The organism is Pseudomonas sp. GM55, from assembly GCF_000282395.1.
Classification (GTDB): Bacteria; Pseudomonadota; Gammaproteobacteria; order Pseudomonadales; family Pseudomonadaceae; genus Aquipseudomonas; species Aquipseudomonas fluorescens_CC.
Window position 1 is genome coordinate 23,929 of the sequence record NZ_AKJJ01000042.1, and the last position, 23,721, is coordinate 47,649.

Here is a 23,721-nt window from a genome sequence, read left to right on the forward strand (position 1 = left end):
CGCGTTTGCGGGGCTTTTCGTCACGATCCGGATCAGCTGCCTTTGACAGCCTTGCCGTTGACCGTGCCGTCCAGGAGCATGATGTTGTACTCCTTGCCGTCGGTTTCGACCTGTTGCAGGCGCACCAGCAGGTAATCCCAGTCCTTGGCGAACCACATCACGGTGATGCGTTTGTTTTGTGTCGGGTCGCGTACACGTTCAACCTTGATCGCATCGATCTTGCCGGCCTTGGTGTCGACCTTTTCAGCGCCCAGCACGCGGAAGTCATAGGTATCGACTTCATTGCCGTCGACCACCTGATAGCTCATGCTTTTCTTGCCCGCGGCAACGTCTTGCTGCAAGGCCAACTGGTAGGTGGATTTGTCGAGCATGCCGCGGTTCAGCGCAACCTTGACCGCGTCGCCGCGATCGGTGCCGGTGATCACTTTGGTGTTCCAGTCGAAATCCAGATCCGATTTCTTGGCTTTGCCCAAACCGCCACGTTCAAAGTGGTACGACACTGGAAGAAGCGTGTCCTTGTCCGGGGTCAGGGTGCTTTCTTCAGTCAGGCTGGCGATCATCATCGATGCCTTGAAACTCAGTTTCCATTTGCCGTCGCTGGTTTTTTCCAGGCTGCGCTCGGCAGTGCCGCTCATGGGCAGCTGTTTCCAGTCGGCGGTGTAGCTGGCGGAGAAGGGTTGAAGGTCTGCCGCCTGGGCGAAGGGCAAGGCGAGCAGAGCGCAAGCGAAGAGCAGGGCGCGACGCATAAAATCTCCTAGTTTCGAATCAAGTGGCCGCTGGCCGCGAGTAACTGTCCATCCAGTAAAGCACCTTGCTCGCCGAGGGCCAGACGGCCTTCGGCAAACCAGCGTACGGCCATCGGGTAGATCAGGTGTTCCTGAACATGGACCCGCTGCGCCAGACTCTGCGGCGAATCCTGTAACTCTACCGGTATTACAGCTTGTACGACCAGTGGTCCGCCATCGAGTTCCTCGGTGACGAAGTGCACGGAGCAGCCATGCTCGGCGTCGCCAGCCTCCAGCGCACGCTGGTGAGTGTGTAACCCTTTGTATTTGGGTAGCAGCGAGGGATGGATATTGAGCAGGCGACCCTGATAGTGGCGTACGAAACCCGCGCTGAGAATGCGCATGAAGCCGGCCAATACCACGAGTTTTGGGTTGAAGGCGTCGATCAATTCGATCAGTGCGGCGTCGAAGGCCTCGCGACCTTCGAAAGCCTTGTGATCCAGGGTGCGGGTGTCGATACCCGCGTCCCTGGCGCGTTGCAGGCCGTAGGCGTCGGCGCGGTTGGAAATCACCGCAGCGATGCGGGCCGGGCTGTCGCCGATCCGCGTGCTGTCGATCAAGGCCTGCAAGTTACTGCCGCTGCCGGACAGCAGCACCACTACATCACAGGTTTTAGGCATCAGTGAGCCTTGAGGTTCTTCAGTTCGACCTGGGCCGCGCCTTCGGCAGCGGTGGCGATCTGACCGATGACCCAAGGCTGCTCGCCGGCTTCACGCAGGACGTTCAGGGCGGTTTCAACGTGCTCTTGAGCCACGCAGATGACCATGCCCACGCCGCAGTTCAGCACGCGGTGCATTTCGTTCTCGTCAACGTTGCCTTTCTCTTGCAGCCAGTCGAACACGGCCGGGCGGTTCCAGCTTGCTACGTCAACCACGGCCTGTGCGCCTTTTGGCAGCACGCGCGGGATGTTGTCCAGCAGGCCACCACCGGTGATGTGGGCCATGGCTTTGACGGCGCCGGTGTCCTTGATCAGCTTGAGCAGCGGCTTCACGTAGATACGGGTCGGGGCCATCAGCAGGTCGGTCAGCGGCTTGCCGTCGAGCTGGGTGTTTTCGATGTCGGCGCCGGACACTTCGATGATCTTGCGGATCAGCGAGTAGCCGTTGGAGTGCGGGCCGGAAGACGGCAGGGCGAGCAGGGCATCGCCGGCGGCAACCTTGGAGCCGTCGATGATTTCGGATTTTTCCACGACGCCGACGCAGAAACCGGCCAGGTCGTAGTCTTCGCCTTCGTACATGCCCGGCATTTCAGCGGTTTCGCCACCAACCAGCGAGCAACCCGACAGTTCGCAGCCAGCGCCGATGCCGGTCACAACCTGGGCAGCGGTGTCGACGTTCAGTTTGCCGGTAGCGTAGTAGTCGAGGAAGAACAGCGGCTCGGCGCCACACACCACCAGGTCGTTGACGCACATGGCGACCAGGTCGATGCCGATGCTGTCGTGTTTGTTCAGGTTCAGTGCCAGGCGCAGCTTGGTGCCGACGCCGTCAGTACCGGAAACCAGCACAGGCTGCTTGTAGCCGGCCGGGATTTCGCAGAGGGCGCCGAAACCGCCCAGGCCGCCCATGACTTCCGGGCGCGCAGTGCGCTTGGCGACGCTCTTGATGCGTTCGACCAATGCTTCACCGGCGTCGATGTCTACACCGGCGTCCTTGTAGCTCAGGGAGGGTTGCTTGCTCATGATCCAGGCCTTTAGGGGGGGGATTTCTGGGTAACGACCGAGTCCATCGGGACCGCCGAAACAGGCGAAGGCGAGGGCCAAACGCGAATTTCAGGGTACCCGGCTGTTGCCGGTCTGCGAAGGCGCGCGATTTTATCAGGCTTGAGCCGCAGCGGCCATCCTCAGGCCGACAGCAGGGCCATATCCGTTCAAAAAAAACCGTTGATGCTCGCTGTCGATGGCATCCTGCATGGCTGTATAAGGTATCGAGATTAACCGTCTATCGTTATGACAGTGCGAAAACATACCCCGGACGTGTGAATGTTTTGCATCGGGCGATGGTCACAGCCTTGCTCGATCGTCTTCATGCGGTCTGTTCCAGCCGCTCTTGTCGTCAGGAATCTCCCATGCGTTTTTGTAATTTCTTGTTTGCAGGTTGTTTGTCATTGGTCAGCCTGGTCGGTCATGCCGAAACCGTCAAAGGCCTTTACCAGGTGCGCGAGCCGGTGAATGGCCAGTCGCCCGAGGAGCGCGACCAGGCGACTCAACGAGCGTTGGACACCTTGGTGTTGCGTCTGACCGGCGACCCTAAGGCCGCTCAGAGTCCGGGGCTGGCGGCGATTCGCAAGGACCCGCAACAGATCATCAGCCAATACGGCTTTGATGCCGGGCCGCCGGAAGTCCTGAAAGTCGATTTCGATCCGGGCACCACCGAGCAGGCCTTGCGCCGCGCCGGACTGGGCGTGTGGGGGGCCAGTCGGCCGTCGATCCTTGGCTGGTGGCTGAATGATTCCGCCGAGGGTTCAAGTCTGGTCGGCGACGGTCAGGCCAGCGCGGCACCGCTGCGTCGGGCTGCACAGCACCGAGGCTTGCCATTGCGCCTGCCATTGGCGGATTTGAATGAGCAGATCGTCGCGACCGCGCCGAATCTGGAAGGTGCAGATCCCGCGCCTTTGCATGCGGCCTCGGAACGCTACAGCGCCGATGCCTTGCTCGCGGTACACGCCCAGGAAGAGGGTGGGCAGTGGCAAGCCAAGTGGCGTCTGTGGCTGGGCGATCAGAAAGAGGCCGGCACCGTGCAGGGCGCCGATCAGGCTGCCGTGGCCGATGCGGTGATGCTGGCGGTCAACGAGCGCCTGGCGCCGCGGTTTGTCGCCAGGCCCGGCGCTTCGAGCGCGCAATTGCTGGAAGTGCAAGGCATGAATCTTGAGCACTACGCGTCCCTTGGGCGCTTGCTGGAGCCATTTGGCGGGCGCGTACAAAGTGTCGAGGGCGACCGGATTGTGTACCGGGTCAATGGCAGTGCCGATCAGTTGCGTGCACAACTGTCGCTGGCGAGGCTGCAGGAAGCGCCGGCAAGTCAGGCCCCGACCCCGGCAGTGCCGGTTCAGCCTGCCGTCGGTGGTGCGGTGCCTGCCCCTGCACCCGCCCCGACACCGCAACTGCGTTTTCGCTGGTAGTTTTTCTTTCTTTATATAGAAGCAATGGAGTGGTTCATGGCCGATACGCGGCGTTGGTTCTGGCTCGGTGGGGTGGTCCTGCTTTGCGCGTTTGTCTGGTTGTTGCACCCGATCCTGACGCCGTTCCTGGTGGCGCTGTTGTTGGCCTACCTGTTCGATCCGCTGGTGGATCGACTGGAGAGGGCGGGCCTGTCCCGGACCTGGGGTGTAGTAGCGGTGTTTACCCTGTTTACATTGATCTTCACCGCGTTGCTGTTGGTGTTGGTACCGCTGCTCGCCAGGCAGCTGTTTCGCTTGTATGAGCTGGCCCCGCAGATGCTCGACTGGATACAGCACACCGCGTTGCCTTGGGCGCAATCGAAGTTCGGCCTGTCGGACGGTTTCTGGAAGTTCGACAAGCTGAAGGCCGCCATCAGCGAGCATATGAGCCAGACCACCGATGTTGTCGGCGTGGTGCTGAGTCATGCGACTGCCTCGGGGCTGGCGTTGATTGGCTGGCTGGCGAATCTGGTGCTGATTCCGGTGGTGAGCTTCTACCTGTTGCGCGATTGGGACCTGATGATGGCCAGGATCCGCAGCCTGCTGCCCCGTGAGCGTGAAGAGCGTGCGGTGTCGCTGGCGGGTGAATGCCATGAAGTGCTCGGAGCGTTCGTTCGCGGACAGTTGCTGGTGATGGTGGCCTTGGGTGTGATCTACGCAGCGGGCCTGATGCTGGTCGGGTTGGAGCTGGGCCTGCTGATTGGCCTGATTGCCGGTCTGGCGGCGATCGTGCCGTACATGGGGTTTATCATCGGCATTGGCGCGGCGCTGATTGCGGGGCTGTTCCAGTTCGGTGGTGATCTATACCCGATGCTTGGCATCGTCGCGGTGTTCATGGTCGGCCAGGCACTGGAGGGCATGGTGCTGACGCCGTTGCTGGTCGGTGACCGGATCGGTCTGCACCCGGTGGCAGTGATTTTCTCGATCCTGGCCGGTGGTGAGTTGTTTGGTTTTACCGGTGTGCTACTGGCATTGCCGGTTGCTGCGGTGATCATGGTGCTGCTGCGTCATGTGCATGATTTGTATAAGGATTCTGAAATCTACGGCGGTGTCGACGAGCCGGAGCTGTAAGGGGTGTCGATGGACGATGGCGGGCTGCCCGGGTTGGTGCCGGGTCGGCCTGCTTGCATCGTGCGACTGGCGCATGCAGCGCCAAAGAATCTGTCACAAAACCGGTGCGTTAACGCAAACCTTTGATTTTGCTTGTGGTCTGTCGCATTGTGCGGTCCGCTTCACGGGTATAAACTTCGCAAACTTTACACAGAGGCCACTAACGGTTCCTTTGGAACTGTTCAGTCAGCATGAAACCGATTCAGCTGCCCCTAGGTGTGCGTCTGCGTGACGACGCCACCTTTATCAACTACTACCCAGGCGCCAATGCCGCTGCACTCGGCTATGTCGAGCGGCTATGCGAAGCCGACGCCGGCTGGACCGAAAGCCTGATCTACCTTTGGGGCAAGGATGGGGTAGGGCGTACGCACCTGTTGCAGGCCGCCTGCCTGCGCTTCGAGCAATTGGGGGAACCTGCGGTGTATCTGCCGCTGGCCGAACTGCTCGATCGCGGCATTGAAATTCTCGACAACCTTGAACAGTACGAACTGGTCTGTCTCGATGACCTGCAGGCGGTAGCCGGCAAGGCGGACTGGGAAGAGGCGCTGTTCCATCTGTTCAATCGCTTGCGCGACAGCGGCCGACGCTTGCTGATTGCTGCGTCGACGTCCCCGCGCGAGTTGCCGGTGAAGTTGGCGGATCTAAAATCCCGCCTGACCCTGGCCTTGATCTTCCAGATGCGCCCGCTGTCCGATGAGGACAAATTGCGTGCCCTGCAATTGCGCGCCTCCCGTCGCGGGTTGCATCTGACCGATGAAGTCGGGCATTTCATCCTGACTCGCGGTACCCGCAGCATGAGTGCGCTTTTCGAGCTGCTGGAGCGTCTCGATCAGGCCTCCCTCCAGGCTCAGCGCAAGCTGACCATCCCGTTTTTGAAAGAAACCCTCGGCTGGTAAACCCGCGGAAACCGTGGCTTTGGCGGGGTTTGGCATATTTCAGGCGCCAGAAAGCCCGCTTTCCTGCACGGTGGCAGGCTGCGCGTATGTTTAAAGTGGGCTTAAGCGCTTAGATGTAAACGAGAAACGGATAAGTCACAAAAAGATCGATTGAATTTGCAAATGAGGTTGATAGAGGGCATAGTCTCGACTTCTTTACAACTTTCAGCCACGGTCGTGCCCATGCTCAATCGCTTCGCACCCCTCGTGCCTCTCGCACTCGTCACCCTGCTGTTCGGTTGCGCTGCCCACACTCCGGTGGCCCAGCAAGCGCCGCAACAACAGGTTCAAAACTCCGTTACTGCCCAATCTTCCGCTCTTTTCCAGGAAGAACTGGCCACCGAAAAAGAGCTCGCAGACTTCGCCGGTGGCAAGTCCTACCAGCTTCCGGTACTGGCCGACAGCATCCTCGAGCGTGGCATGTCCCTGATCGGTACCCGTTACCGTTTCGGCGGTACCTCTGAAGCCGGCTTCGATTGCAGTGGTTTCATCGGTTACCTGTTCCGCGAAGAAGCGGGCATGAACCTGCCGCGCTCCACCCGCGAAATGATCAACGTGGACGCTCCACTGGTCTCGCGCAGCAAGCTCGAGCCGGGCGACCTGCTGTTCTTCGCAACCAACGGCCGTCGCGGTCGCGTCAGTCACGCCGGGATCTACCTGGGTGACAACCAGTTCATCCATTCCAGCAGCCGTCGCAGCGGTGGCGTGCGGATCGATAGCCTGGGTGACAGCTACTGGAGCAAGACCTTCATCGAAGCCAAGCGTGCCCTGGCGATGGCACCTAACGCGTCGCCAATCGTCACTGCACGTAAATAAGCGGACATTTTGTAAGGCGAACTTAAAGTCTTACTTGAAGTTTGTCGTGTAGCCGCTAGAATCTTGATCTACAAATGATGGCAAACCGCCTGCGTCCCACGCAGGCGGTTTTCTTTTCTGCGCTCCCCGCAGAAAAAGCCGCAGCCAGATCAGGATGCTCTGCTTATGACGACGTCGGCCCGCCTCGCAATCATGTTCTTCGCAGCGCTGCTCAGTGCCTGCGCCAGCCGTACACCGCCACCAGCGCCGGTGGTTCGCGCCCCCATCGTATTTGGCTCCTCACAAGCTTTTTCGCCCGAGGCGGAAGACGTGCTGTTTCGCGCGCTCGGTCTGGTGGGCACGCCTTATCGCTGGGGTGGCAATACGCCGGATTCCGGATTTGATTGCAGCGGCCTGATCGCTTACGTGTACCGCGATGTCGCCGGCATTTCCTTGCCGCGCACCACTCGCGAGATGATCTCCATGCAAGCGGCGAATGTGGGCAAGGAAGGCCTGCAAACCGGTGACCTGATTTTCTTTGCCACCAATGGCGGTTCCCAGGTCAGTCATGCCGGTATCTACGTGGGAGAAGGGCGCTTTGTCCACGCGCCGGCCACCGGTGGCACTGTTAAGCTCGACAGCTTGTCCAAGACGTATTGGCAAAAGGCTTATCTGAGCGCCAAGCGTGTTCTGCAGCCTGAACATCTGGCGCGCAATCCGTAACTTCCGGAGCTGGTTGTCATGACTGCTCGCACCCTCAATCTCGACGATTCGCTGTATCAATACCTGCTCGACGTCTCCCTGCGGGAAACCCCGCTGCTCAAGCGCTTGCGCGATGAAACCCAGGCGCTGCCCATGGCTCGCTGGCAGGTGGCGCCGGAGCAAGGGCAGTTTCTCGCTTTGCTGGTGAAACTGACGGGGGCCAGGCGCTTGCTCGAAGTCGGCACCTTTACCGGTTACAGCGCCCTGTGCATGGCGGCGGCATTGCCCGCAGACGGCTCGCTGATTTGCTGTGATATCCCCGGTGACTACAACGCCACAGCCCTGCGCTACTGGCAGGAAGCCGGGCTGGCCGGACGCATCGATCTGCGTCTGGCACCTGCGCTGGAAACCCTCGGGAAGCTGGACCTGCCAGGCCAGTTCGATCTGATTTTCATCGATGCCGACAAGGCCAACTACCCGAGTTATCTGGAACACGCCCTGCGATTGCTGCGGGTCGGTGGGCTGGCGGTGTTCGATAACACCCTGTGGAGCGGGCGCGTGCTTGAGACCAGTCCAGAGAGCGCGGATACACGAGCGATCCAGGCGCTGAACCGGGCCTTGAAGGATGATGCGCGGGTGGATCTGTCGTTGTTGCCGATTGGCGATGGGTTGACCCTTTGCCGCAAACGCTGAACCCCGCTCCCGCAGGTTAAGTGACTTACTTTACTGCCGACACCCGCCACACCTTGTTCCCCACATCATCGGCCACCAACAGATCACCCTGCCGGTCAATCACCACGCCCACCGGGCGGCCCATGGCCTCTTCCTTGTCGTTGAGAAACCCGCTGAGCACATCAACCGGGTTCCCGGCCGGCTTGCCGGCGCTGAAGGGCACGAAAATCACTTTGTAGCCGCTGTGCGGCTTGCGGTTCCAGGAGCCGTGCTGGCCGATGAAGACGCCTTCCCTGAATTGCGCCGGCAACTTGTTGCCTTCGGCAAACGTCAGGCCCAGTGACGCCGTGTGCGGGCCGACCGCATAGTCCGGGGCGATAGCCTTGGCCACCAGGTCCGGGTTTTGCGGTTCGACGCGAATATCGACATGCTGGCCGTAGTAACTGAGCGGCCAACCATAGAACGCACCGTCTTTCACCGAAGTGATGTAGTCCGGTACCAGATCGCTGCCGATTTCATCCCGTTCATTGACTGCTGTCCACAGCGCGCCACTGTGTGGTTCCCAGGCCATGCCGTTGGGGTTGCGCAGACCGGAGGCGAAGATCCGGTGCTGGCCGGTGGCACGATCCACTTCCCAGATCGCTGCACGACCTTGTTCCTTGTCCATGCCGTTTTCCGCAACGTTGCTGTTGGAGCCCACGGTGACGTAGAGCTTGCTGCCGTCCTTGCTGGCGATGACGTTTTTGGTCCAGTGGTGGTTCAGCGGGCCGCCTGGCAGGTCAATCACCTTGATCGGCGGTGACTGGATCTGCGTATCGCCACTTTCATAATGAAAGCGCAGCAGGCGATCGGTATCGGCCACGTACAGGTCATTGCCGACCAGCGTCATGCCGAAGGGTGAGTTGAGGTTTTGCAGAAACACCGTGCGGGTTTCTGCAACGCCATCGTGATCCTTGTCGCGCAGCAAAGTGATGCGGTTCGCGCTGGGCACGCGAGCCCCGGCACGTCCCATGACTTTCTTCATCACCCAGCCGCGAACGCCTTTGCCGTCTTCGGGTTTGGGTGGTGCGTTGGTTTCCGCCACCAGCACGTCGCCATTGGGCAGCACATAAAGCCAGCGGGGGTGATCCAGGTCTTCGGCAAAGGCGGCCACTTGAGTGCCCGTGGCGGCGACGGGTTTTGCACCCTGTGGCCAGCCGATGGCCGGGGCGATGTTCACGGTCGGGATCAGGGTTTTGTTCGGTTCCGGCAGTCGGGGCGAAGGACCGGTGCCGTCGGAGACTTGCAGGCGGGAGGTCTCGCTACAAGCGGCGAGCCCTCCGCAGAGCGCGATAACGAGAACGAGCGGGGGCTTGCGCATGCTGTTCTTCCCTATGAATGCCTTGTTCTAATCATAGAGATGCGCTGTAGTCCGATGGTTCAACCCTTAGCCGCGTGCTTCCTTGAACAGCACCGCAATGCCGGGGTGATAGTTGCCGGCTTCGTTGCGCAATTTGCGGTAGGCATAAGGGAAATACCAAGCGACGGCGCAGGTGTGTTCCTTTTGCAGGTCGTCGACCATGTCCTGGAGTTCTTCCGGCGTTGCACCTTGCTGGGCTTTTTGCGGGGCGACGAACAGGCAGCCGAGTTTCAGGTCGCTGGCGTGGCTCACTCGCTTCGCATCGCTGGCGATGTCGAGCAGGGCCTGGGTCAGGTTGAGGCTGTTGACCCGTGGCCAGCGCTGGCTGGTCTGGATGTAGGCACGGGTTTCGGGCGAGGCGAGGAGCAGGTCGGCACGGCCGTTGCGGTCGCCTTCTTCGGTCTGTTTGCGGGTGGGGGTCTGTTGCAGCGTGACCATCTCGGCCATCCAGGCTGCGGCAGAGAGCAGTCCGAGATTGGCTTTTTCGTCGTGCCAGTACGGTGTGTCGCCATCGCCGCGGATGGCGTTATAACGGTCGATGCATTCGAACCAGCGCTCGAGCACCGGGCGCAGGAATTCCAGCTTTGGATTGCTGATGATCATGCCTTGCATGGGCTCACCCTTGTTGTTGTGTTGTGGGGTTGTGGCTCTTTGATATCACTGCTGCGAGTGTGGCACAAGATTGACGTCAGTTTATTGATTGACGACAGTTATTCGGCAGGTGGCCGCCCGGCTTTAATTGACGCTCCACCCCCAACCCTCTAACCTTCGCGGCTTGTTTCAGGTGCTCTGTGACTTGGGTCGACAGAGTGAAACAGGGAAGCCGGTGAGTGAGTCCTTCCGTTCCTCGAAGGCCTGCAATTCCGGCGCTGCCCCCGCAACGGTAAATGAGTGAAAACTGTGTGTGATGCCACTGTGTCGAATCGATGCGGGAAGGCGCACGGTCTGGCCCCCGCGGCCACTCATGAGCCCGGAGACCGGCCTGATTCATCCAGCGGCATCACGGTGGGCGATGCCAGGCTTGTTGCCGTCTATTGCTGTGCCTGCCCGCCGTTATTCCTGCCTCAACGGAGAGCTCCCCCATGACTGATACCCCCGATCGTGACGAACGCCACCTGGCGCGCATGCAGCGCAAAAAAGCCGTGATCGACGAACGCATCGCCAATTCCCCGAACGAGTGTGGCCTGTTGCTGGTGCTGACCGGTAACGGCAAAGGCAAGAGCAGTTCGGCCTTTGGCATGCTCGCCCGTGCCATGGGGCATGGCATGCAATGCGGCGTGGTGCAGTTCATCAAGGGCCGCAACAGCACGGGCGAAGAGTTGTTTTTCCGGCGCTTTCCCGAGCAGGTGCGTTTTCATGTGATGGGCGAAGGTTTTACCTGGGAAACCCAGGACCGTCAGCGCGACATCGCTGCCGCCGAAGCTGCCTGGGCGGTGTCGCAGCAACTGCTGCGCGATCCGTCTATCGGTCTGGTGGTGCTGGATGAGCTGAACATCGCTCTCAAGCATGGCTACCTCGACCTCGATCAGGTGCTCAGCGACTTGCAGTCCCGGCCACCGATGCAGCACGTGGTGGTCACCGGTCGTGCCGCCAAGCCGGAAATGATCGAGATGGCTGACACCGTCACCGAAATGGGCGTGATCAAACATGCCTTCCAGGCCGGAATCAAAGCGCAGAAAGGCGTTGAGCTGTGAACCAGCCTCGTCATTGTCCTGCGGTACTGATTGCCGCGCCGGCTTCCGGCCAGGGCAAGACCACCGTCACCGCGGCGCTGGCCCGATTGCATCGCAATCAGGGGCGCAAGGTCCGCGTGTTCAAGTGCGGCCCCGACTTTCTCGATCCGATGATCCTCGAGCGCGCCAGCGGTGCGCCGGTGTATCAACTGGACATGTGGATGGTCGGGGAGCAGGAGAGTCGCCGGTTGCTGTGGGAAGCCGCGGCCGAAGCCGACCTGATCCTGATCGAAGGCGTCATGGGGCTGTTCGACGGTACGCCGTCGAGCGCCGATCTGGCGCGGCATTTTGGTGTGCCGGTGCTGGCTGTGATCGATGGTACTGCCATGGCCCAGACCTTCGGCGCATTGGCCCTGGGGCTGGCGCGCTATCAGCCGGACTTGCCGTTCGCCGGGGTGCTGGCCAACCGCGTCGGCACGCTGCGTCACGCGCAATTGCTCGAAGGCAGCCTGACGGAAGGTTTGCGCTGGTACGGCGCGCTGTCTCGGGAAACCGGGATCGAATTGCCGAGTCGGCACCTTGGCCTGGTGCAGGCCAGCGAGTTGAACGACCTCGATGTGCGCCTCGATGCAGCGGCCGATGCCCTGGCCAGCAGTTGTGAGGTCGCGCTGCCGCCGGCAGTCGAGTTCGCCGCCCCTGATGTCATCGTTGCCGAGCCGCTGCTGGCCGGTGTGCGCATTGCTGTCGCCCGGGATGAAGCCTTTGCATTCACCTACGGTGCGAGCCTGGACTTGCTGCGGGCGATGGGCGCCGAGTTGTTGTTCTTCTCGCCGATCCGCGACCGTGCGTTACCACAGGCCGACAGCCTGTATCTGCCGGGTGGATACCCGGAGCTGCACCATGTTGCGCTGGCGCAAAACACCGCGATGCTCGAGGCGATCCGCGCCCACCACCAGGCTGGCAAACCGTTGCTCGCCGAGTGTGGCGGCATGCTGTATCTGCTCGATTCGCTGACCGATGTCGAGGGCACGCGCGCCGAACTGGTTGGCTTGCTGGCCGGTGATGCGGTCATGCAAAAGCGTCTGGCGGCGCTGGCGTTGCAGGCAGTGGAACTGCCGGAAGGTTCGCTGCGCGGGCACACTTACCACCATTCGTTGACCACTACTGAATTGACACCGATTGCCCGTGGCTTGAGTCCTAACGGCGGGCGAGGGGCGGAAGCGGTTTATCGTGAGGGGCGGATGACAGCCTCTTATGTGCATTTCTATTTTCCGTCCAATCCATCGGCGATTGCCGCGCTGTTTGCGCCTGACCACAACCCTGTGGGAGCGAGCCTGCTCGCGAAGCGGCCATGACGAACAACGCATTTTCCGAAGCCGAACGCGCAGCGGTCTATCGCGCCATCGCCGAACGCCGCGACATGCGCCACTTCAGCGGCGGCACTGTCGAGCCTGAATTGCTCCGGCGCCTGCTCGAGGCCGCACACCAGGCACCCAGTGTCGGCCTCATGCAGCCCTGGCGCTTCATCCGCATCAGTGATCGCACCTTGCGCGGGAAAATCCAGACCCTGGTGGAAGAAGAGCGCGTCCGCACCGCCGAAGCCCTCGGCGAGCGCAGCGACGAGTTCATGAAGCTCAAGGTGGAAGGCATCCACGATTGCGCCGAGGTACTGGTCGCTGCACTGATGGACGACCGCGAGCAGCATATTTTCGGCCGCCGTACCTTGCCGGAAATGGACATGGCCTCACTGTCCTGTGCCATCCAGAACCTGTGGCTGGCGTCCCGTGCAGAAGGGCTGGGCATGGGCTGGGTGTCGCTGTTCGAACCCCTGGCACTGGCGGACCTGTTGCGACTGCCAGCGGGCGCCAAACCGCTGGGCGTGCTGTGCCTGGGACCGGTCAAGGAGTTTTACCCGGCACCGATGCTGGTGCTCGAAGGCTGGGCGCAGGCGCGTCCGCTACATGAATTGCTGTACGAAAATTATTGGGGAGTGAGTCAATGAGTGTGGCGTTGTTGAGTGTCGCCGCGGTTGCGCTGGATGCGCTGCTGGGTGAACCCAAACGCTGGCATCCGCTGGTGGCGTTCGGCCGATTTGCCGAGCGCATCGAGCAACGTTTCAATGGCGGTGGTCGTGGTTGGCGCAGCCATGGCGTCACTGCGTGGGTGATCGCCGTGTTGCCGCTGACGCTGCTGGCCACGGCATTTTCCTGGGCGCCTTATGTCGGCTGGATCGTCGATATTCTCGCGCTCTATTGCGCCCTCGGCATGCGCAGCCTTGGCGAGCACGTCGAGCCTGTGGCCAAGGCCCTGCGCAGTCATGATCTGGAAGCGGCGCGCACGCGGGTGAGCTATCTGGTCAGCCGCCAGACCAGCGACCTGGATGAAACTGAAGTTGCCCGTGCCGCTACCGAATCGGTATTGGAAAACGGCAGCGATGCGGTGTTCGCGGCGTTGTTCTGGTTTGCCGTGGCGGGTGTGCCGGGTGTGGTGCTCTACCGCCTGAGCAATACGCTGGATGCGATGTGGGGCTATCGCAATGAGCGCTTCGAACGGTTCGGCTGGGCAGCGGCGAAGATCGACGACGTGCTCAATTACATTCCTGCGCGTTTGGTGGCACTGACTTACGCGCTGCTGGGCAAAACCCGGCTGGCGTTGAAATGCTGGCGCACCCAGGGCCCGACCTGGGACAGCCCGAACGCCGGCCCGGTGATGGCGGCAGGGGCGGGTGCCCTGGGTGTCGAATTGGGCGGGGCGGCGATTTATCACGGCGAACTGCATCAGCGTCCTCGGTTGGGCGAAGGCGTGCCGGCCGATGCCGACTCCATTGACCGGGGCTGGCAATTGGTCCAGCGCGGGGTATGGTTGTGGCTGCTGATTCTCTGCATGGGGGCTGAGTTTTATGCTTGAGCACGGTGGGCGATTGCGCAAGGCAGCGCTCGAGTACGGCATCGATGAAGCCAACTGGCTGGACCTGTCCACGGGGCTTGCACCCTGGTCGTTCCCGGTGCCGGATATTCCGCTGCGGGCCTGGGCCCGTTTGCCGGAGACGGACGATGGCCTGGAACAAGCCGCCTGTGATTACTACGGTACCTTGCAGGCGCTGCCGGTGGCCGGCTCGCAAATGGCGATTCAACTGCTGCCGCGATTGCGTCGGGCGGGCAAGGTCGGCGTGCTGTCGCCGTGTTATGCCGAGCACGCCGAAGCGTGGCGTCGCAACGGTTACATCGTGCGGGAAGTGCTGGAGCAGGAAGTCGACTTCTTTATCGACAGTTTCGACGTGCTGGTGGTGGTCAATCCGAACAACCCCACAGGCCTTAGCCTTACGCCCAGTCGCTTGCTCGACTGGCACGCGCGCCTGGCCCAGCGCGGTGGCTGGCTGGTCGTGGACGAAGCGTTCATGGATAACACGCCGCAATTGAGCCTGGCGCCGTTTGCCCATCAAGTCGGGTTGATCGTCTTGCGCTCCTTCGGCAAGTTTTTCGGCCTGGCCGGTGTGCGCCTGGGGTTTGTGCTGGCCGAGCGCAAGTTGCTCAGGTTGCTGGCTGAACAAGTGGGGCCGTGGGCCGTGAGCGGGCCGACCCGGGTAGTGGGCCAGGCCTGCCTGCGCAATACCGAAGAGCAGACCCGGCAACGGGTGCGCGCGGATGACGCCAGCGAGCGCCTTGCGTCGTTGCTGGAGCAACACGGGTTCCAGCCGCAGGGCGGTTGCGCGCTGTTCCAGTGGCTGATCACCGAACGCGCCGAAGAGCTGCATGAGTTCATGGCCCGGCGCGGCATTCTCCTGCGGTTGTTCACGCACAACAGCAGCCTGCGATTCGGCTTGCCCGGTGACGAAGCCGCCTGGGTGCGACTGGCGCAGGCATTCGAAGATTTCGCCAAGGAAAACCAATGACCACGCTGATGGTGCAGGGCACCACGTCGGATGCCGGTAAAAGCACGCTGGTGACCGCGCTGTGCCGTTGGGCTACGCGCCAAGGCACGAGGGTGGTGCCGTTCAAGCCGCAGAACATGGCACTCAATAGCGCGGTGACCGCCGACGGTGGCGAGATCGGCCGCGCCCAGGCAGTGCAGGCCCAGGCCGCAAACCTTGAACCACACACCGACATGAACCCGGTGCTGCTCAAGCCCAACAGTGACACCGGTGCCCAGGTGATCATCCATGGCCGCGCCGTGACGACCATGAACGCCGTTGCCTATCACGACTACAAAACCATCGCGATGCAAGCGGTACTGGCTTCCCACGAGCGTTTGAGCGCGGCGTACCCACTGGTGATGGTCGAGGGTGCGGGCTCGCCGGCGGAAATCAATCTGCGGGCCGGCGACATCGCCAACATGGGCTTTGCCGAGGCGGTGGACTGCCCGGTGGTGCTGATCGCCGATATCAATCGCGGCGGGGTTTTCGCCCACCTGGTGGGCACCCTTGAACTGCTGTCGCCGAGCGAACAGGCGCGGGTCAAAGGGTTCGTCATCAATCGTTTTCGGGGTGATATCGCGTTGCTGCAACCCGGTCTCGACTGGCTCGAAGAACGCACCGGCAAGCCGGTGATCGGCGTGCTGCCGTACGCGATGGACCTGCACCTGGAGGCCGAGGACGGCATCGATCAACGCCAGACCGATAAAGCTGACCAGGTACTGAAAGTGATAGTGCCGGTGCTGCCGCGCATCAGCAATCACACTGATTTCGATCCGCTGCGCCTGCATCCGCAAGTGGACCTGCAATTCATTGGTCCCGGGCAGGCGATTCCGCCCGCCGACCTGATCATTCTTCCAGGCTCGAAAAGCGTGCGCAGCGACCTCGCGTACCTGCGGGCCAATGGTTGGGAAACCGCCATCGCCCGGCACCTGCGTTACGGCGGAAAACTGCTGGGGATTTGTGGTGGCCTGCAAATGCTCGGTGAGCAAGTGCATGACCCGTTGGGTCTCGAAGGTGCGCCGGGTTCCAGTGCCGGTTTGGGGCTGCTGGCGTTCCAGACTCTGCTCGAGCAAGAGAAGCAGTTGCGCAATGTGCGCGGGCGCCTGGCGCTGGAAGATGCGCCCGTTGCGGGTTATGAAATTCATGCCGGCGTGACCACCGGGCCGGCGCTGGAAAATGCCGCCGTGCAACTGGATGACGGCCGCTGTGACGGCGCGCAAAGTGCGGACGGGCAGATTTTCGGCACCTATCTGCACGGGTTGTTCGAATCGCCGGCGGCGTGTAGCGCGCTGTTGCGTTGGGCCGGTTTGCGGGATGTGCAGGCCGTGGATTACCACGCCTTGCGCGAGCGCGATATCGAGCGGCTGGCGGATCTGGTGGAGAAGCATCTGGATACCGGGCTGTTGCGTCAGCTCTGCGGGATTTGAAGCGTCTGCCATGGCCTCATCGCGGGCAAGCCCGCTCCCACAGGGTACGAGGTGTACTCAAATTTCATGATCAACCCGAATCTCTGTGGGAGCGGGCTTGCCCGCGATGAGGCCAGCCGCTTCACTGAAGACTTCAAGGAAACAACCATGCTGCAACTGATCCTCGGCGGCGCCCGCTCCGGCAAGAGTCGTCTGGCTGAAAAACTCGCCATCGACAGCGCTCTGACCGTGACCTACATCGCCACCAGCCAGCCACTGGATGGAGAAATGAACGAGCGGGTGGCCCATCACCGCGCCCGTCGTCCGGCCGAATGGGCATTGATCGAAGAGCCTGTGGAACTGGCCCGGGTGCTGCGCGAATCCGCCCGTCCCGACAGTTGTCTGCTGGTGGATTGCCTGACCCTGTGGCTGACCAACCTGCTGATGCTCGACGATGCCAAGCGCCTGGCTGCCGAGCGTGATGCCTTGCTGGACTGCCTGGCGTCGCTGCCGGGTGAAATCATTTTTGTCAGCAACGAGACCGGAATGGGTGTCGTGCCGCTGGGCGAATTGACTCGCCGCTATGTCGATGAAGCCGGTTGGCTGCATCAAGCTCTGGCTGAACGCTGTCAGCGTGTCATCCTGACCGTCGCCGGCCTGCCCCTGACTCTGAAAGGAACTGCGTTATGACTCAATCCTGGTGGCTGAACCCAAGCAAGCCGGTCGATACCCACGTGGTCGAACAGGCACAGGCGCGGCAACAGCAACTGACCAAACCGGCCGGCTCCCTCGGCCAGCTGGAATCGGTGGCGGTGCAACTGGCGGGTTTGCAGGGGCGGGTCAAGCCGAGTCTGGAGCAGGTGTGGATCGCGATTTTTGCCGGTGACCACGGCATCGTCGCCGAGGGCGTGTCGGCGTTTCCCCAGGAAGTCACCGGGCAGATGCTGCACAACTTCGTCAACGGCGGTGCAGCGATCAGCGTACTGGCACGGCAACTGGGCGCTTCCCTTGAGGTGGTGGACCTGGGCACGGTAACGCCGTCGCTGAAGCTGCCGGGTGTGCGCCACTTGAACGTCGGCCCGGGCACGGCGAATTTTGCACAGGGGCCGGCCATGACCGAGACCCAGGGGCAACTGGCCTTGCAGGCCGGCCGTGACAGCGTGCAGCGGGCAATGGCCAGCGGTGCGCAGTTGTTTATCGGTGGCGAAATGGGCATTGGTAACACCACTGCCGCCAGCGCCCTGGCGTGTGCCTTGCTCGATTGCCCGGTGGGGCATTTGACCGGGCCTGGTACCGGGCTCAACGCCGAAGGCGTCAGCCACAAGACCCAAGTGATCGAGCGCGCCTTGGCACTGCATGGCGCGCAGCGTGACGATGCCTTGCAGACCCTGTTCAACCTCGGCGGTTTCGAGATCGCCGCGCTGGTCGGTGCCTATCTCGCCTGTGCCCAGGAGGGTGTCGCGGCGCTGGTGGACGGTTTCATCTGCAGTGTCGCGGCCCTGGTTGCGGTGCGCTTGAATCCTGAATGCCGTCAGTGGCTGTTGTTCGGTCATCGCGGCGCCGAGCCAGGCCATCGTCATGTGCTGGAAACCTTGAATGCGCAACCGTTGCTCGATCTCGGCCTGCGGCTTGGCGAAGGCAGTGGCGCGGCATTGGCCGTGCCGCTGCTGCGTCTGGCTTGCGACCTGCATGGGCAAATGGCGACCTTCGCCGAAGCCGCCGTAGCAGATCGTCCGGCATGACCTTGCGCCTGGATCTGTTGCGTCACGGTGAAACCGAACTCGGCGGCGGGCTGCGCGGCAGTATCGATGATGCGTTGACCGACACGGGCTGGGCGCAGATGCGCGCCGCCGTGGTCGGCCGAGCGCCGTGGGATCGACTGGTCAGTTCGCCGTTGCAGCGTTGTGCGCGGTTTGCCGAGGAACTCGGTGCGCAATTGGCTGTGCCGGTGCAACTGGACAGCGACCTGCAAGAGTTGCATTTCGGCGCCTGGGAAGGGCAGAGCGCGGCGGCGTTGATGGAAACCGACGCACAGGCGCTGGGCTTGTTTTGGGCCGACCCCTATTCGTTCACGCCGCCTCAGGGTGAGCCGGTTGCAGACTTTTCGGCACGGGTGCTGGCAGCGCTGGAGCGTTTGTATGCGAGCTTTCCCGGTGAGCGCATTTTGCTGATCAGCCACGGCGGTGTGATGCGACTGTTGCTGGCACAGGCTCGCGGGTTGCCGCGAGAACAACTGCTCAACGTTGAGGTCGGGCATGGCGCGGTGTTTTCGCTGACGCTGGATTCCACAGGTTCGTTGAAGGAAGTGCTCTGACCATGCTGCCGTTCTGGATCGCCCTGCAATTTCTCAGCAGCCTGCCGATTCGCCTTCCCGGCATGCCCGAGCCCCGGGAACTGGGGCGGTCGCTGCTGTTTTATCCGCTGGTGGGATTGCTCTTTGGCGCGATTCTGTGGGCCGTGAACTGGCTGTTGCTCGGCACGCCGACGATGCTGCACGCGGCGTTGCTGCTGAGCGTTTGGGTGTTGCTCAGTGGTGGGTTGCATCTGGATGGCCTGGCGGACAGCGCCGATGCCTGGCTTGGTGGTTTTGGCGACCGTGAGCGTACGCTGACCATCATGAAAGACCCGCGCAGCGGGCCGATCGCGGTGGTGACGCTGGTGCTGGTGTTGTTGCTCAAATTCAGCGCGCTGCTGGCGTTGATCGAGCACCCGCATTCGCTCGCCTTGATCATCGTGCCGTTGATAGGGCGCAGCGCATTGCTCGGCTTGTTCCTGACCACCCCGTACGTGCGTGCAGGCGGCCTGGGGCAGGCGCTGGCCGATCATCTTCCGCGTTCGGCGGGCAGGCAGGTGTTGGCAGTCAGCGCACTGGCCTGTGTGTTGATCGCCGGCCTCAGTGGTGTGCTGGCGCTGGTGTTGGCTGTGCTGGGGTTTATCTGGTTGCGGCAGGTGATGCTGCGGCGGCTGGGCGGTACAACGGGTGACACGGCAGGTGCAATGCTGGAGTTGCTGGAGGTTGCAGTGCTGGTAGGTTTGGCGCTGGTCTGATTGGGTTGTATTGAATGTTCTGGCCTCTTCGTCGGAACGCCGCCCGGGGCAAGCCCGCTCCCACAGGGTTTCAGTTTCGTTGATAAAATAGTGTGCACAACGAAAATCTCTGTGGGCGCGAGCTCTCATGTAACTTGATTTAACCGACTCGCGGGTATATACACGCACCATGCTCGATTCCCAATGTTTATGCATCAACCTGCGTCGCGCCGCCCGTGGCGTCAGCAGGCATTATGACGGCGCTCTCGACGGCTTCGGGATCAACGTTGCGCAGTATTCTTTGCTGTGCAATCTGCAGCGACTGGATCAGCCGAGCATCTCGGTCCTGGCCGAAGCCATGGGCCTGGATCGCAGCACCTTGGGGCGTAATTTGCGGGTGCTGGAGGGTGACGGCCTGGTGACGCTGGTCGAGGGTGAGGACATGCGCAATCGCATCGTCCTGCTGACCGAGGCCGGGGCAGAGCGTCTCAAGGCTGCCTTGCCGGCCTGGGAAGCCGCACAGCAGCGTTTGATCGATCGCCTGGGTGCCGAGAAGCGCGAAACCTTATTGAAGCTGCTGGACGAACTGGCATGATGCCGGTTTTTCCGATCTTAAGCGGGTATATACCCGCTATTGGAGAATAACAATGACATCGATGTGGCGTACTTGCGGCTGGGTTCTGTTGGGGAGTGCGCTGATCCTTGCGTTGTCTCTGGGGGTTCGACATGGCTTCGGGCTGTTTCTGGCGCCGATGAGCGCCGAGTTCGGCTGGGGCCGTGAAGTCTTTGCCTTCGCCATCGCCTTGCAGAACCTGATCTGGGGCCTCGCTCAGCCATTCACCGGTGCATTGGCCGACCGCTTCGGTGCGGCGAAAGTGGTGCTGATCGGTGGCGTCCTGTACGCGGCCGGGCTGATTTGCATGGGGCTCTCCGATTCCGCGGTAACCTTGTCGCTGAGCGCCGGTCTGCTGATCGGCATCGGGCTGTCCGGTACGTCGTTCTCGGTGATTCTGGGTGTGGTCGGTCGCGCAGTGCCGCCGGAAAAACGCAGCATGGGCATGGGGATTGCCAGTGCTGCCGGATCGTTCGGCCAGTTCGCGATGTTGCCCGGCACACTCGGTTTGATCGGCTGGCTCGGCTGGTCCGCGGCGCTGCTGGCGCTGGGCTTGCTGGTGGCGCTGATCGTGCCGTTGGTGAGCATGCTCAAGGACAAGCCGCTGCCCGTCCTGGGGCACGAACAAACCCTTGGCGAAGCACTGCGCGAAGCCTGCTCTCACTCCGGATTCTGGCTGCTGGCGTTCGGTTTTTTCGTGTGCGGATTCCAGGTGGTGTTCATCGGTGTGCACTTGCCGGCCTATCTGGTGGATCAGCACCTTCCAGCGACGGTCGGTACCACGGTGCTGGCGCTGATCGGTCTGTTCAACATTTTCGGCACCTACACCGCAGGATGGCTCGGCGGGCGGATGTCCAAGCCGCGTTTGCTCACCGGTTTGTACTTGCTGCGGGCAGTAGTGATTGCGCTGTTTCTGTGGTTGCCGGTGACCACCACCTCGGCCTATCTGTTCGGCATGGCCATGGGCTTCCTGTGGCTGTCGACGGTGCCTTTGACCAACGGTACGGTGGCGACCTTGTTTGGTGTACGAAACCTGTCCATGCTCGGTGGGATTGTTTTCCTGTTTCACCAGCTTGGTTCGTTCCTGGGCGGCTGGTTGGGCGGGGTGGTGTACGACCGTACCGGGAGTTATGACTTGATCTGGCAAGTGGCAATTCTCTTGAGCCTGTTGGCCGCTGCCCTGAACTGGCCGGTGCGTGAGCGGCCGGTAGAGCGTCTGCAATCACAAATGAGTGCGATATGAACAGTCTTTGGCCGCGGATCGCTGTAGCCGCCGTCTGCGCCTTGTTGCTGGCGTTGTCGTGGTGGGGCTGGCATCAGGGCGGGCTGGCAATGATGCAGTTGGGCATGGGGACTTGCTAGCGGGATGGCGGGGCTAGTAACGTCGAATCCTGACGAATTCCCAAGGATGTCCCGAGATGCTGATGCGCTGGCTGGCAGTTCCCGCGTTACTGGTCGTGTTTTCCGGGTTGGTTCACGCGGCGGATTGCCCGGACCTGTTGCAAGGCTCGTTGCCCAAGCTGCGTGCCAAGGAATCCATCGATTTGTGCCAGCGCTTCGCCGGTAAACCGTTGGTGGTGGTCAATACCGCAAGCTTCTGTGGCTTTGCTCCGCAGTTCAAAGGTCTTGAGGCGTTGAACCAGCGCTTCAAGGGGCAAGGGCTGGAGGTCATTGGCGTGCCGTCCAATGACTTCAAGCAGGAGTCGAAGGATGGCGCCGAGACTGCCAAGGTCTGCTACGTCAACTATGGCGTGACCTTCACCATGACTGAACCGCAAAAGGTTCGTGGCGACGATGCCACGCACTTGTTCAAAGTCCTCGCCAGTCAAGCCAGCGCGCCGAAGTGGAATTTCTACAAGTATGTGGTGGATCGCCAAGGCAAGGTGATCGCCAGCTTCTCCAGCCTGACCAAGCCGGATGATCCCGAGTTCATTGCGGCAGTGGAAAAAGCCCTGGCTTCGCCGCCGCTGGTTTCGACTCCCTGACCGGTAGGAGCGAGCTGGCTCGCGAAAATATCAAGGCGCCTGGTTCATCCAGTCAGCACGCGTCATCGTTCGCGTCCATCGCGAGCGGGCTCGCTCCTACAAATGAAAAGCCCCGCCTCTGTGAAGAGCGCGGGGCTTTTTTGATTCGGATGGCGAGCGGTTCAGGCTCGCCGGGAATCATCAGAAGCGGTAGGTTGCGCCGAGGCCGAAACCGTTCGCGTAGTTTTCATACTTGGCGTTGTAGCGTTGGTTACGGATGTCGTCGTTTTTGTTGTCGACCTTGACCGACTCTTCGCGCAGGTACGAATACGCCACGTCGATGGTCAGGTCGTCGGTCGGGCTCCAGCCGGCGCCCACGCTGAAAGCCTTGCGATCGCCCGTCGGGATGCGTGGGGAACGGTTAACGTTGTTGGTCGGTGCCTGATCAACGGACAGGCCGCCACGCAGTACCCATTGCTTGTTCAACTGGTAGGACGCACCGATGGCGTGAGCCCAGGTGTCGTGCCAGTTCTGTTCTTCGGTGATGGTGCCGAACTGGCTGTTCAGAGCAGCTGGAACACCTGTGTTTTCAACGGTGATGTCTTTCAGGCGGCTCCAGCGGGTCCAGGTGCTGCCTGCGTACAGAGTCCACTTGTCGTCGAGCTGGTGAGTGACCGAGAAGTCCACCGATTCAGGGGTGGTCAGGTCCAGCGAGGCATCGTACTTCTGGTTCGGGTTCTGGCCGATCAGGCCCAGCACGCCGTAGTTGACCTTGGTGTTGCCCTCGAGCTTGTACTTCACTTTCGAGTGGTAGGTCAGGCCGACACGAGTGCTGTCGGTGGCTTGAACCAGCACGCCGATGTTGTAGCCCAGCGCGGTGTCGTCACCTGTGATCTTGACATTGCCATCTGGCGCGGCCTGGGTGATCGAAAGGTTCGATTCCAGGGTGCCGTCAATGCGGTTGATGGTCGGGCCAAAACCGATGGAAACCTTGTCGTTGAAGGCGTAGCTGACAGTCGGTTGCAGGGTGACGATTTTGACTTCGCTCTTGCTGCCGAAGTAACGACCGGCAAAGCCGCTCTCGTAGTCGGTTACCAGACCGAATGGTGCGTACACGCCCACACCGACGGCCCACTTGTCGTCGATTGGCTTGACGTAGTAACCCATCGGTACGGCGATGAGCGGAACCATGTCGCCGTCGTTGCTGCCGCCGTTCGGGCTGGAGCTGGCGTGGCTGATGTCAGTGTGTGCGTCGATCATCGCAACACCGCCGGTGACTTGTTCGCGCTTGAGGCGCGACATGCCGGCAGGGTTGCCAAAAAGGGTGCTTGCGTCATCGGCAGCGGAAGATCGCCCGGCAAAACCTGTACCCATCCCGCTGATGCTTTGTTCGTTGACGGCAAAGCCACTTGCGAAAATCTGGGTGGATGCCATGGCAACGGCGAGGCTAAGGGTGGTTTTGAGCATTACTTTTTTCATTATTAGAACTCCTGGTGATCACCGGGGCGAAAATTACCAACATTTTCGTCCCGGCGCCATAGGCTGTATGCCTTGATTTAGAGCGGTTTTGT

26 protein-coding genes and 1 riboswitch are annotated in these 23,721 nt (G+C 61.4%); of the genes, 20 read left to right on the plus strand and 6 right to left on the minus strand.

Annotation, left to right across the window (positions count from 1 at the left end; translation table 11 throughout):
- Window positions 1–32 precede the first annotated feature (32 nt).
- Genes PMI31_RS10075 through purM form a run of 3 tightly spaced genes read right to left on the minus strand, consistent with a single transcriptional unit; the run spans window position 33 to window position 2,463 of the window.
- Complete coding sequence (locus PMI31_RS10075) at window positions 33–746, minus strand: DUF3108 domain-containing protein (protein ID WP_008017878.1); 714 nt, start codon at window positions 744–746, stop codon at window positions 33–35.
- A gap of 8 nt (window positions 747–754) precedes the next feature.
- Window positions 755–1,405 carry a phosphoribosylglycinamide formyltransferase gene (gene purN, locus PMI31_RS10080; RefSeq protein ID WP_008017879.1) on the minus strand — a complete coding sequence of 217 codons (651 nt, stop codon included), beginning with the start codon at window positions 1,403–1,405 and terminating at the stop codon, window positions 755–757.
- Complete coding sequence (gene purM, locus PMI31_RS10085) at window positions 1,405–2,463, minus strand: phosphoribosylformylglycinamidine cyclo-ligase (protein ID WP_008017881.1); 1,059 nt, start codon at window positions 2,461–2,463, stop codon at window positions 1,405–1,407. Before purM ends, purN begins: the two co-directional genes overlap by 1 nt.
- Window positions 2,464–2,849: 386 nt before the next feature.
- On the opposite strand from purM, the gene PMI31_RS10090 reads away from it, so the two are divergent.
- From PMI31_RS10090 to PMI31_RS10115, 6 genes are all read left to right on the plus strand, one after another.
- On the plus strand, window positions 2,850–3,902 hold the full coding sequence (locus PMI31_RS10090) for a DUF2066 domain-containing protein (RefSeq protein WP_008017882.1): 1,053 nt from the start codon (window positions 2,850–2,852) through the stop codon (window positions 3,900–3,902).
- A gap of 36 nt (window positions 3,903–3,938) precedes the next feature.
- Window positions 3,939–5,012 carry an AI-2E family transporter gene (locus PMI31_RS10095; protein ID WP_008017883.1) on the plus strand — a complete coding sequence of 358 codons (1,074 nt, stop codon included), beginning with the start codon at window positions 3,939–3,941 and terminating at the stop codon, window positions 5,010–5,012.
- 230 nt (window positions 5,013–5,242) lie between these two features.
- Window positions 5,243–5,947, plus strand: coding sequence for a DnaA regulatory inactivator Hda (gene hda / locus PMI31_RS10100; protein WP_007898944.1), 705 nt, complete (start codon window positions 5,243–5,245; stop codon window positions 5,945–5,947).
- A gap of 222 nt (window positions 5,948–6,169) precedes the next feature.
- A complete protein-coding gene (locus tag PMI31_RS10105) occupies window positions 6,170–6,802 on the plus strand; it encodes a C40 family peptidase (RefSeq protein WP_008017885.1) in 633 nt (210 codons plus the stop codon).
- 165 nt (window positions 6,803–6,967) lie between these two features.
- Window positions 6,968–7,504: a C40 family peptidase gene (locus PMI31_RS10110; RefSeq protein WP_008017886.1), complete on the plus strand. Its 537-nt coding sequence runs from the start codon at window positions 6,968–6,970 to the stop codon at window positions 7,502–7,504.
- Between the two features lie 18 nt (window positions 7,505–7,522).
- Window positions 7,523–8,176: an O-methyltransferase gene (locus PMI31_RS10115; protein ID WP_008017887.1), complete on the plus strand. Its 654-nt coding sequence runs from the start codon at window positions 7,523–7,525 to the stop codon at window positions 8,174–8,176.
- A gap of 25 nt (window positions 8,177–8,201) precedes the next feature.
- Here PMI31_RS10115 and PMI31_RS10120 read toward each other — a convergent pair whose 3' ends face one another.
- Both PMI31_RS10120 and PMI31_RS10125 read right to left on the minus strand, forming a co-directional pair.
- Window positions 8,202–9,515, minus strand: coding sequence for a PQQ-dependent sugar dehydrogenase (locus tag PMI31_RS10120; protein WP_008017889.1), 1,314 nt, complete (start codon window positions 9,513–9,515; stop codon window positions 8,202–8,204).
- A 66-nt stretch (window positions 9,516–9,581) separates the two neighbouring features.
- Window positions 9,582–10,166, minus strand: a complete 585-nt coding sequence (locus PMI31_RS10125) for a hypothetical protein (protein ID WP_008017890.1) — start codon at window positions 10,164–10,166, stop codon at window positions 9,582–9,584.
- Window positions 10,167–10,319: 153 nt separating this feature from the next.
- Window positions 10,320–10,554, plus strand: a riboswitch (cobalamin riboswitch).
- An 82-nt stretch (window positions 10,555–10,636) separates the two neighbouring features.
- Between PMI31_RS10125 and cobO the strand changes: the two genes are divergently transcribed.
- The 14 genes from cobO to PMI31_RS10190 all read left to right on the plus strand — a co-directional run bounded on the left by cobO (window position 10,637) and on the right by PMI31_RS10190 (window position 22,171).
- Entirely contained in the window at window positions 10,637–11,248 is a 612-nt protein-coding gene (cobO, locus tag PMI31_RS10130; protein WP_008017892.1) for a cob(I)yrinic acid a,c-diamide adenosyltransferase, read from the plus strand.
- On the plus strand, window positions 11,245–12,582 hold the full coding sequence (locus PMI31_RS10135; RefSeq protein WP_008017894.1) for a cobyrinate a,c-diamide synthase: 1,338 nt from the start codon (window positions 11,245–11,247) through the stop codon (window positions 12,580–12,582). The genes cobO and PMI31_RS10135 overlap by 4 nt, the downstream gene beginning before the upstream one ends.
- Window positions 12,579–13,229, plus strand: a complete 651-nt coding sequence (gene bluB / locus PMI31_RS10140; RefSeq protein ID WP_008017895.1) for a 5,6-dimethylbenzimidazole synthase — start codon at window positions 12,579–12,581, stop codon at window positions 13,227–13,229. The genes PMI31_RS10135 and bluB overlap by 4 nt, the downstream gene beginning before the upstream one ends.
- Window positions 13,226–14,134, plus strand: a complete 909-nt coding sequence (gene cbiB / locus PMI31_RS10145) for an adenosylcobinamide-phosphate synthase CbiB (RefSeq protein WP_008017896.1) — start codon at window positions 13,226–13,228, stop codon at window positions 14,132–14,134. Before bluB ends, cbiB begins: the two co-directional genes overlap by 4 nt.
- Window positions 14,127–15,119: a threonine-phosphate decarboxylase CobD gene (gene cobD, locus PMI31_RS10150; protein ID WP_008017897.1), complete on the plus strand. Its 993-nt coding sequence runs from the start codon at window positions 14,127–14,129 to the stop codon at window positions 15,117–15,119. Before cbiB ends, cobD begins: the two co-directional genes overlap by 8 nt.
- Window positions 15,116–16,567, plus strand: coding sequence for a cobyric acid synthase (locus tag PMI31_RS10155; protein WP_008017898.1), 1,452 nt, complete (start codon window positions 15,116–15,118; stop codon window positions 16,565–16,567). Before cobD ends, PMI31_RS10155 begins: the two co-directional genes overlap by 4 nt.
- 147 nt (window positions 16,568–16,714) lie before the next feature.
- Window positions 16,715–17,236, plus strand: coding sequence for a bifunctional adenosylcobinamide kinase/adenosylcobinamide-phosphate guanylyltransferase (cobU, locus tag PMI31_RS10160; protein ID WP_008017899.1), 522 nt, complete (start codon window positions 16,715–16,717; stop codon window positions 17,234–17,236).
- Complete coding sequence (gene cobT, locus PMI31_RS10165) at window positions 17,233–18,288, plus strand: nicotinate-nucleotide--dimethylbenzimidazole phosphoribosyltransferase (protein WP_008017900.1); 1,056 nt, start codon at window positions 17,233–17,235, stop codon at window positions 18,286–18,288. The genes cobU and cobT overlap by 4 nt, the downstream gene beginning before the upstream one ends.
- Entirely contained in the window at window positions 18,285–18,860 is a 576-nt protein-coding gene (cobC, locus tag PMI31_RS10170) for an alpha-ribazole phosphatase family protein (RefSeq protein ID WP_008017901.1), read from the plus strand. The genes cobT and cobC overlap by 4 nt, the downstream gene beginning before the upstream one ends.
- Window positions 18,861–18,862: 2 nt before the next feature.
- Window positions 18,863–19,594 (plus strand): adenosylcobinamide-GDP ribazoletransferase, encoded by a 732-nt coding sequence (locus PMI31_RS10175; protein ID WP_008017902.1) that lies wholly within the window; start codon window positions 18,863–18,865, stop codon window positions 19,592–19,594.
- A gap of 169 nt (window positions 19,595–19,763) precedes the next feature.
- A complete protein-coding gene (locus PMI31_RS10180; RefSeq protein WP_008017903.1) occupies window positions 19,764–20,168 on the plus strand; it encodes a MarR family winged helix-turn-helix transcriptional regulator in 405 nt (134 codons plus the stop codon).
- Between the two features lie 52 nt (window positions 20,169–20,220).
- Window positions 20,221–21,429, plus strand: a complete 1,209-nt coding sequence (locus PMI31_RS10185) for an MFS transporter (protein ID WP_008017904.1) — start codon at window positions 20,221–20,223, stop codon at window positions 21,427–21,429.
- Window positions 21,426–21,548: a hypothetical protein gene (locus PMI31_RS31625; protein WP_008017905.1), complete on the plus strand. Its 123-nt coding sequence runs from the start codon at window positions 21,426–21,428 to the stop codon at window positions 21,546–21,548. The genes PMI31_RS10185 and PMI31_RS31625 overlap by 4 nt, the downstream gene beginning before the upstream one ends.
- Window positions 21,549–21,604: 56 nt before the next feature.
- Complete coding sequence (locus PMI31_RS10190) at window positions 21,605–22,171, plus strand: glutathione peroxidase (protein WP_008017906.1); 567 nt, start codon at window positions 21,605–21,607, stop codon at window positions 22,169–22,171.
- A gap of 180 nt (window positions 22,172–22,351) precedes the next feature.
- Here PMI31_RS10190 and PMI31_RS10195 read toward each other — a convergent pair whose 3' ends face one another.
- On the minus strand, window positions 22,352–23,629 hold the full coding sequence (locus tag PMI31_RS10195) for an OmpP1/FadL family transporter (protein WP_008017908.1): 1,278 nt from the start codon (window positions 23,627–23,629) through the stop codon (window positions 22,352–22,354).
- Window positions 23,630–23,721 lie beyond the last annotated feature (92 nt).

Coding starts and splice junctions, on each gene's coding strand:
- PMI31_RS10155 (WP_008017898.1), top strand. CDS start 15,116: ATGACCACGCTGATGGTGCAGGGCACCACGTCGGATGCCGGTAAAAGC.
- cobO (WP_008017892.1), top strand. CDS start 10,637: ATGACTGATACCCCCGATCGTGACGAACGCCACCTGGCGCGCATGCAG.
- purN (WP_008017879.1), bottom strand. CDS start 1,405: ATGCCTAAAACCTGTGATGTAGTGGTGCTGCTGTCCGGCAGCGGCAGT.
- cobT (WP_008017900.1), top strand. CDS start 17,233: ATGACTCAATCCTGGTGGCTGAACCCAAGCAAGCCGGTCGATACCCAC.
- cobC (WP_008017901.1), top strand. CDS start 18,285: ATGACCTTGCGCCTGGATCTGTTGCGTCACGGTGAAACCGAACTCGGC.
- PMI31_RS10110 (WP_008017886.1), top strand. CDS start 6,968: ATGACGACGTCGGCCCGCCTCGCAATCATGTTCTTCGCAGCGCTGCTC.
- purM (WP_008017881.1), bottom strand. CDS start 2,463: ATGAGCAAGCAACCCTCCCTGAGCTACAAGGACGCCGGTGTAGACATC.
- PMI31_RS10105 (WP_008017885.1), top strand. CDS start 6,170: ATGCTCAATCGCTTCGCACCCCTCGTGCCTCTCGCACTCGTCACCCTG.
- PMI31_RS10120 (WP_008017889.1), bottom strand. CDS start 9,515: ATGCGCAAGCCCCCGCTCGTTCTCGTTATCGCGCTCTGCGGAGGGCTC.
- cobU (WP_008017899.1), top strand. CDS start 16,715: ATGCTGCAACTGATCCTCGGCGGCGCCCGCTCCGGCAAGAGTCGTCTG.
- PMI31_RS31625 (WP_008017905.1), top strand. CDS start 21,426: ATGAACAGTCTTTGGCCGCGGATCGCTGTAGCCGCCGTCTGCGCCTTG.
- PMI31_RS10115 (WP_008017887.1), top strand. CDS start 7,523: ATGACTGCTCGCACCCTCAATCTCGACGATTCGCTGTATCAATACCTG.
- bluB (WP_008017895.1), top strand. CDS start 12,579: ATGACGAACAACGCATTTTCCGAAGCCGAACGCGCAGCGGTCTATCGC.
- PMI31_RS10090 (WP_008017882.1), top strand. CDS start 2,850: ATGCGTTTTTGTAATTTCTTGTTTGCAGGTTGTTTGTCATTGGTCAGC.
- cbiB (WP_008017896.1), top strand. CDS start 13,226: ATGAGTGTGGCGTTGTTGAGTGTCGCCGCGGTTGCGCTGGATGCGCTG.
- PMI31_RS10075 (WP_008017878.1), bottom strand. CDS start 746: ATGCGTCGCGCCCTGCTCTTCGCTTGCGCTCTGCTCGCCTTGCCCTTC.
- PMI31_RS10190 (WP_008017906.1), top strand. CDS start 21,605: ATGCTGATGCGCTGGCTGGCAGTTCCCGCGTTACTGGTCGTGTTTTCC.
- PMI31_RS10175 (WP_008017902.1), top strand. CDS start 18,863: ATGCTGCCGTTCTGGATCGCCCTGCAATTTCTCAGCAGCCTGCCGATT.
- PMI31_RS10195 (WP_008017908.1), bottom strand. CDS start 23,629: ATGAAAAAAGTAATGCTCAAAACCACCCTTAGCCTCGCCGTTGCCATG.
- PMI31_RS10125 (WP_008017890.1), bottom strand. CDS start 10,166: ATGCAAGGCATGATCATCAGCAATCCAAAGCTGGAATTCCTGCGCCCG.
- PMI31_RS10095 (WP_008017883.1), top strand. CDS start 3,939: ATGGCCGATACGCGGCGTTGGTTCTGGCTCGGTGGGGTGGTCCTGCTT.
- PMI31_RS10180 (WP_008017903.1), top strand. CDS start 19,764: ATGCTCGATTCCCAATGTTTATGCATCAACCTGCGTCGCGCCGCCCGT.
- PMI31_RS10185 (WP_008017904.1), top strand. CDS start 20,221: ATGACATCGATGTGGCGTACTTGCGGCTGGGTTCTGTTGGGGAGTGCG.
- hda (WP_007898944.1), top strand. CDS start 5,243: ATGAAACCGATTCAGCTGCCCCTAGGTGTGCGTCTGCGTGACGACGCC.
- cobD (WP_008017897.1), top strand. CDS start 14,127: ATGCTTGAGCACGGTGGGCGATTGCGCAAGGCAGCGCTCGAGTACGGC.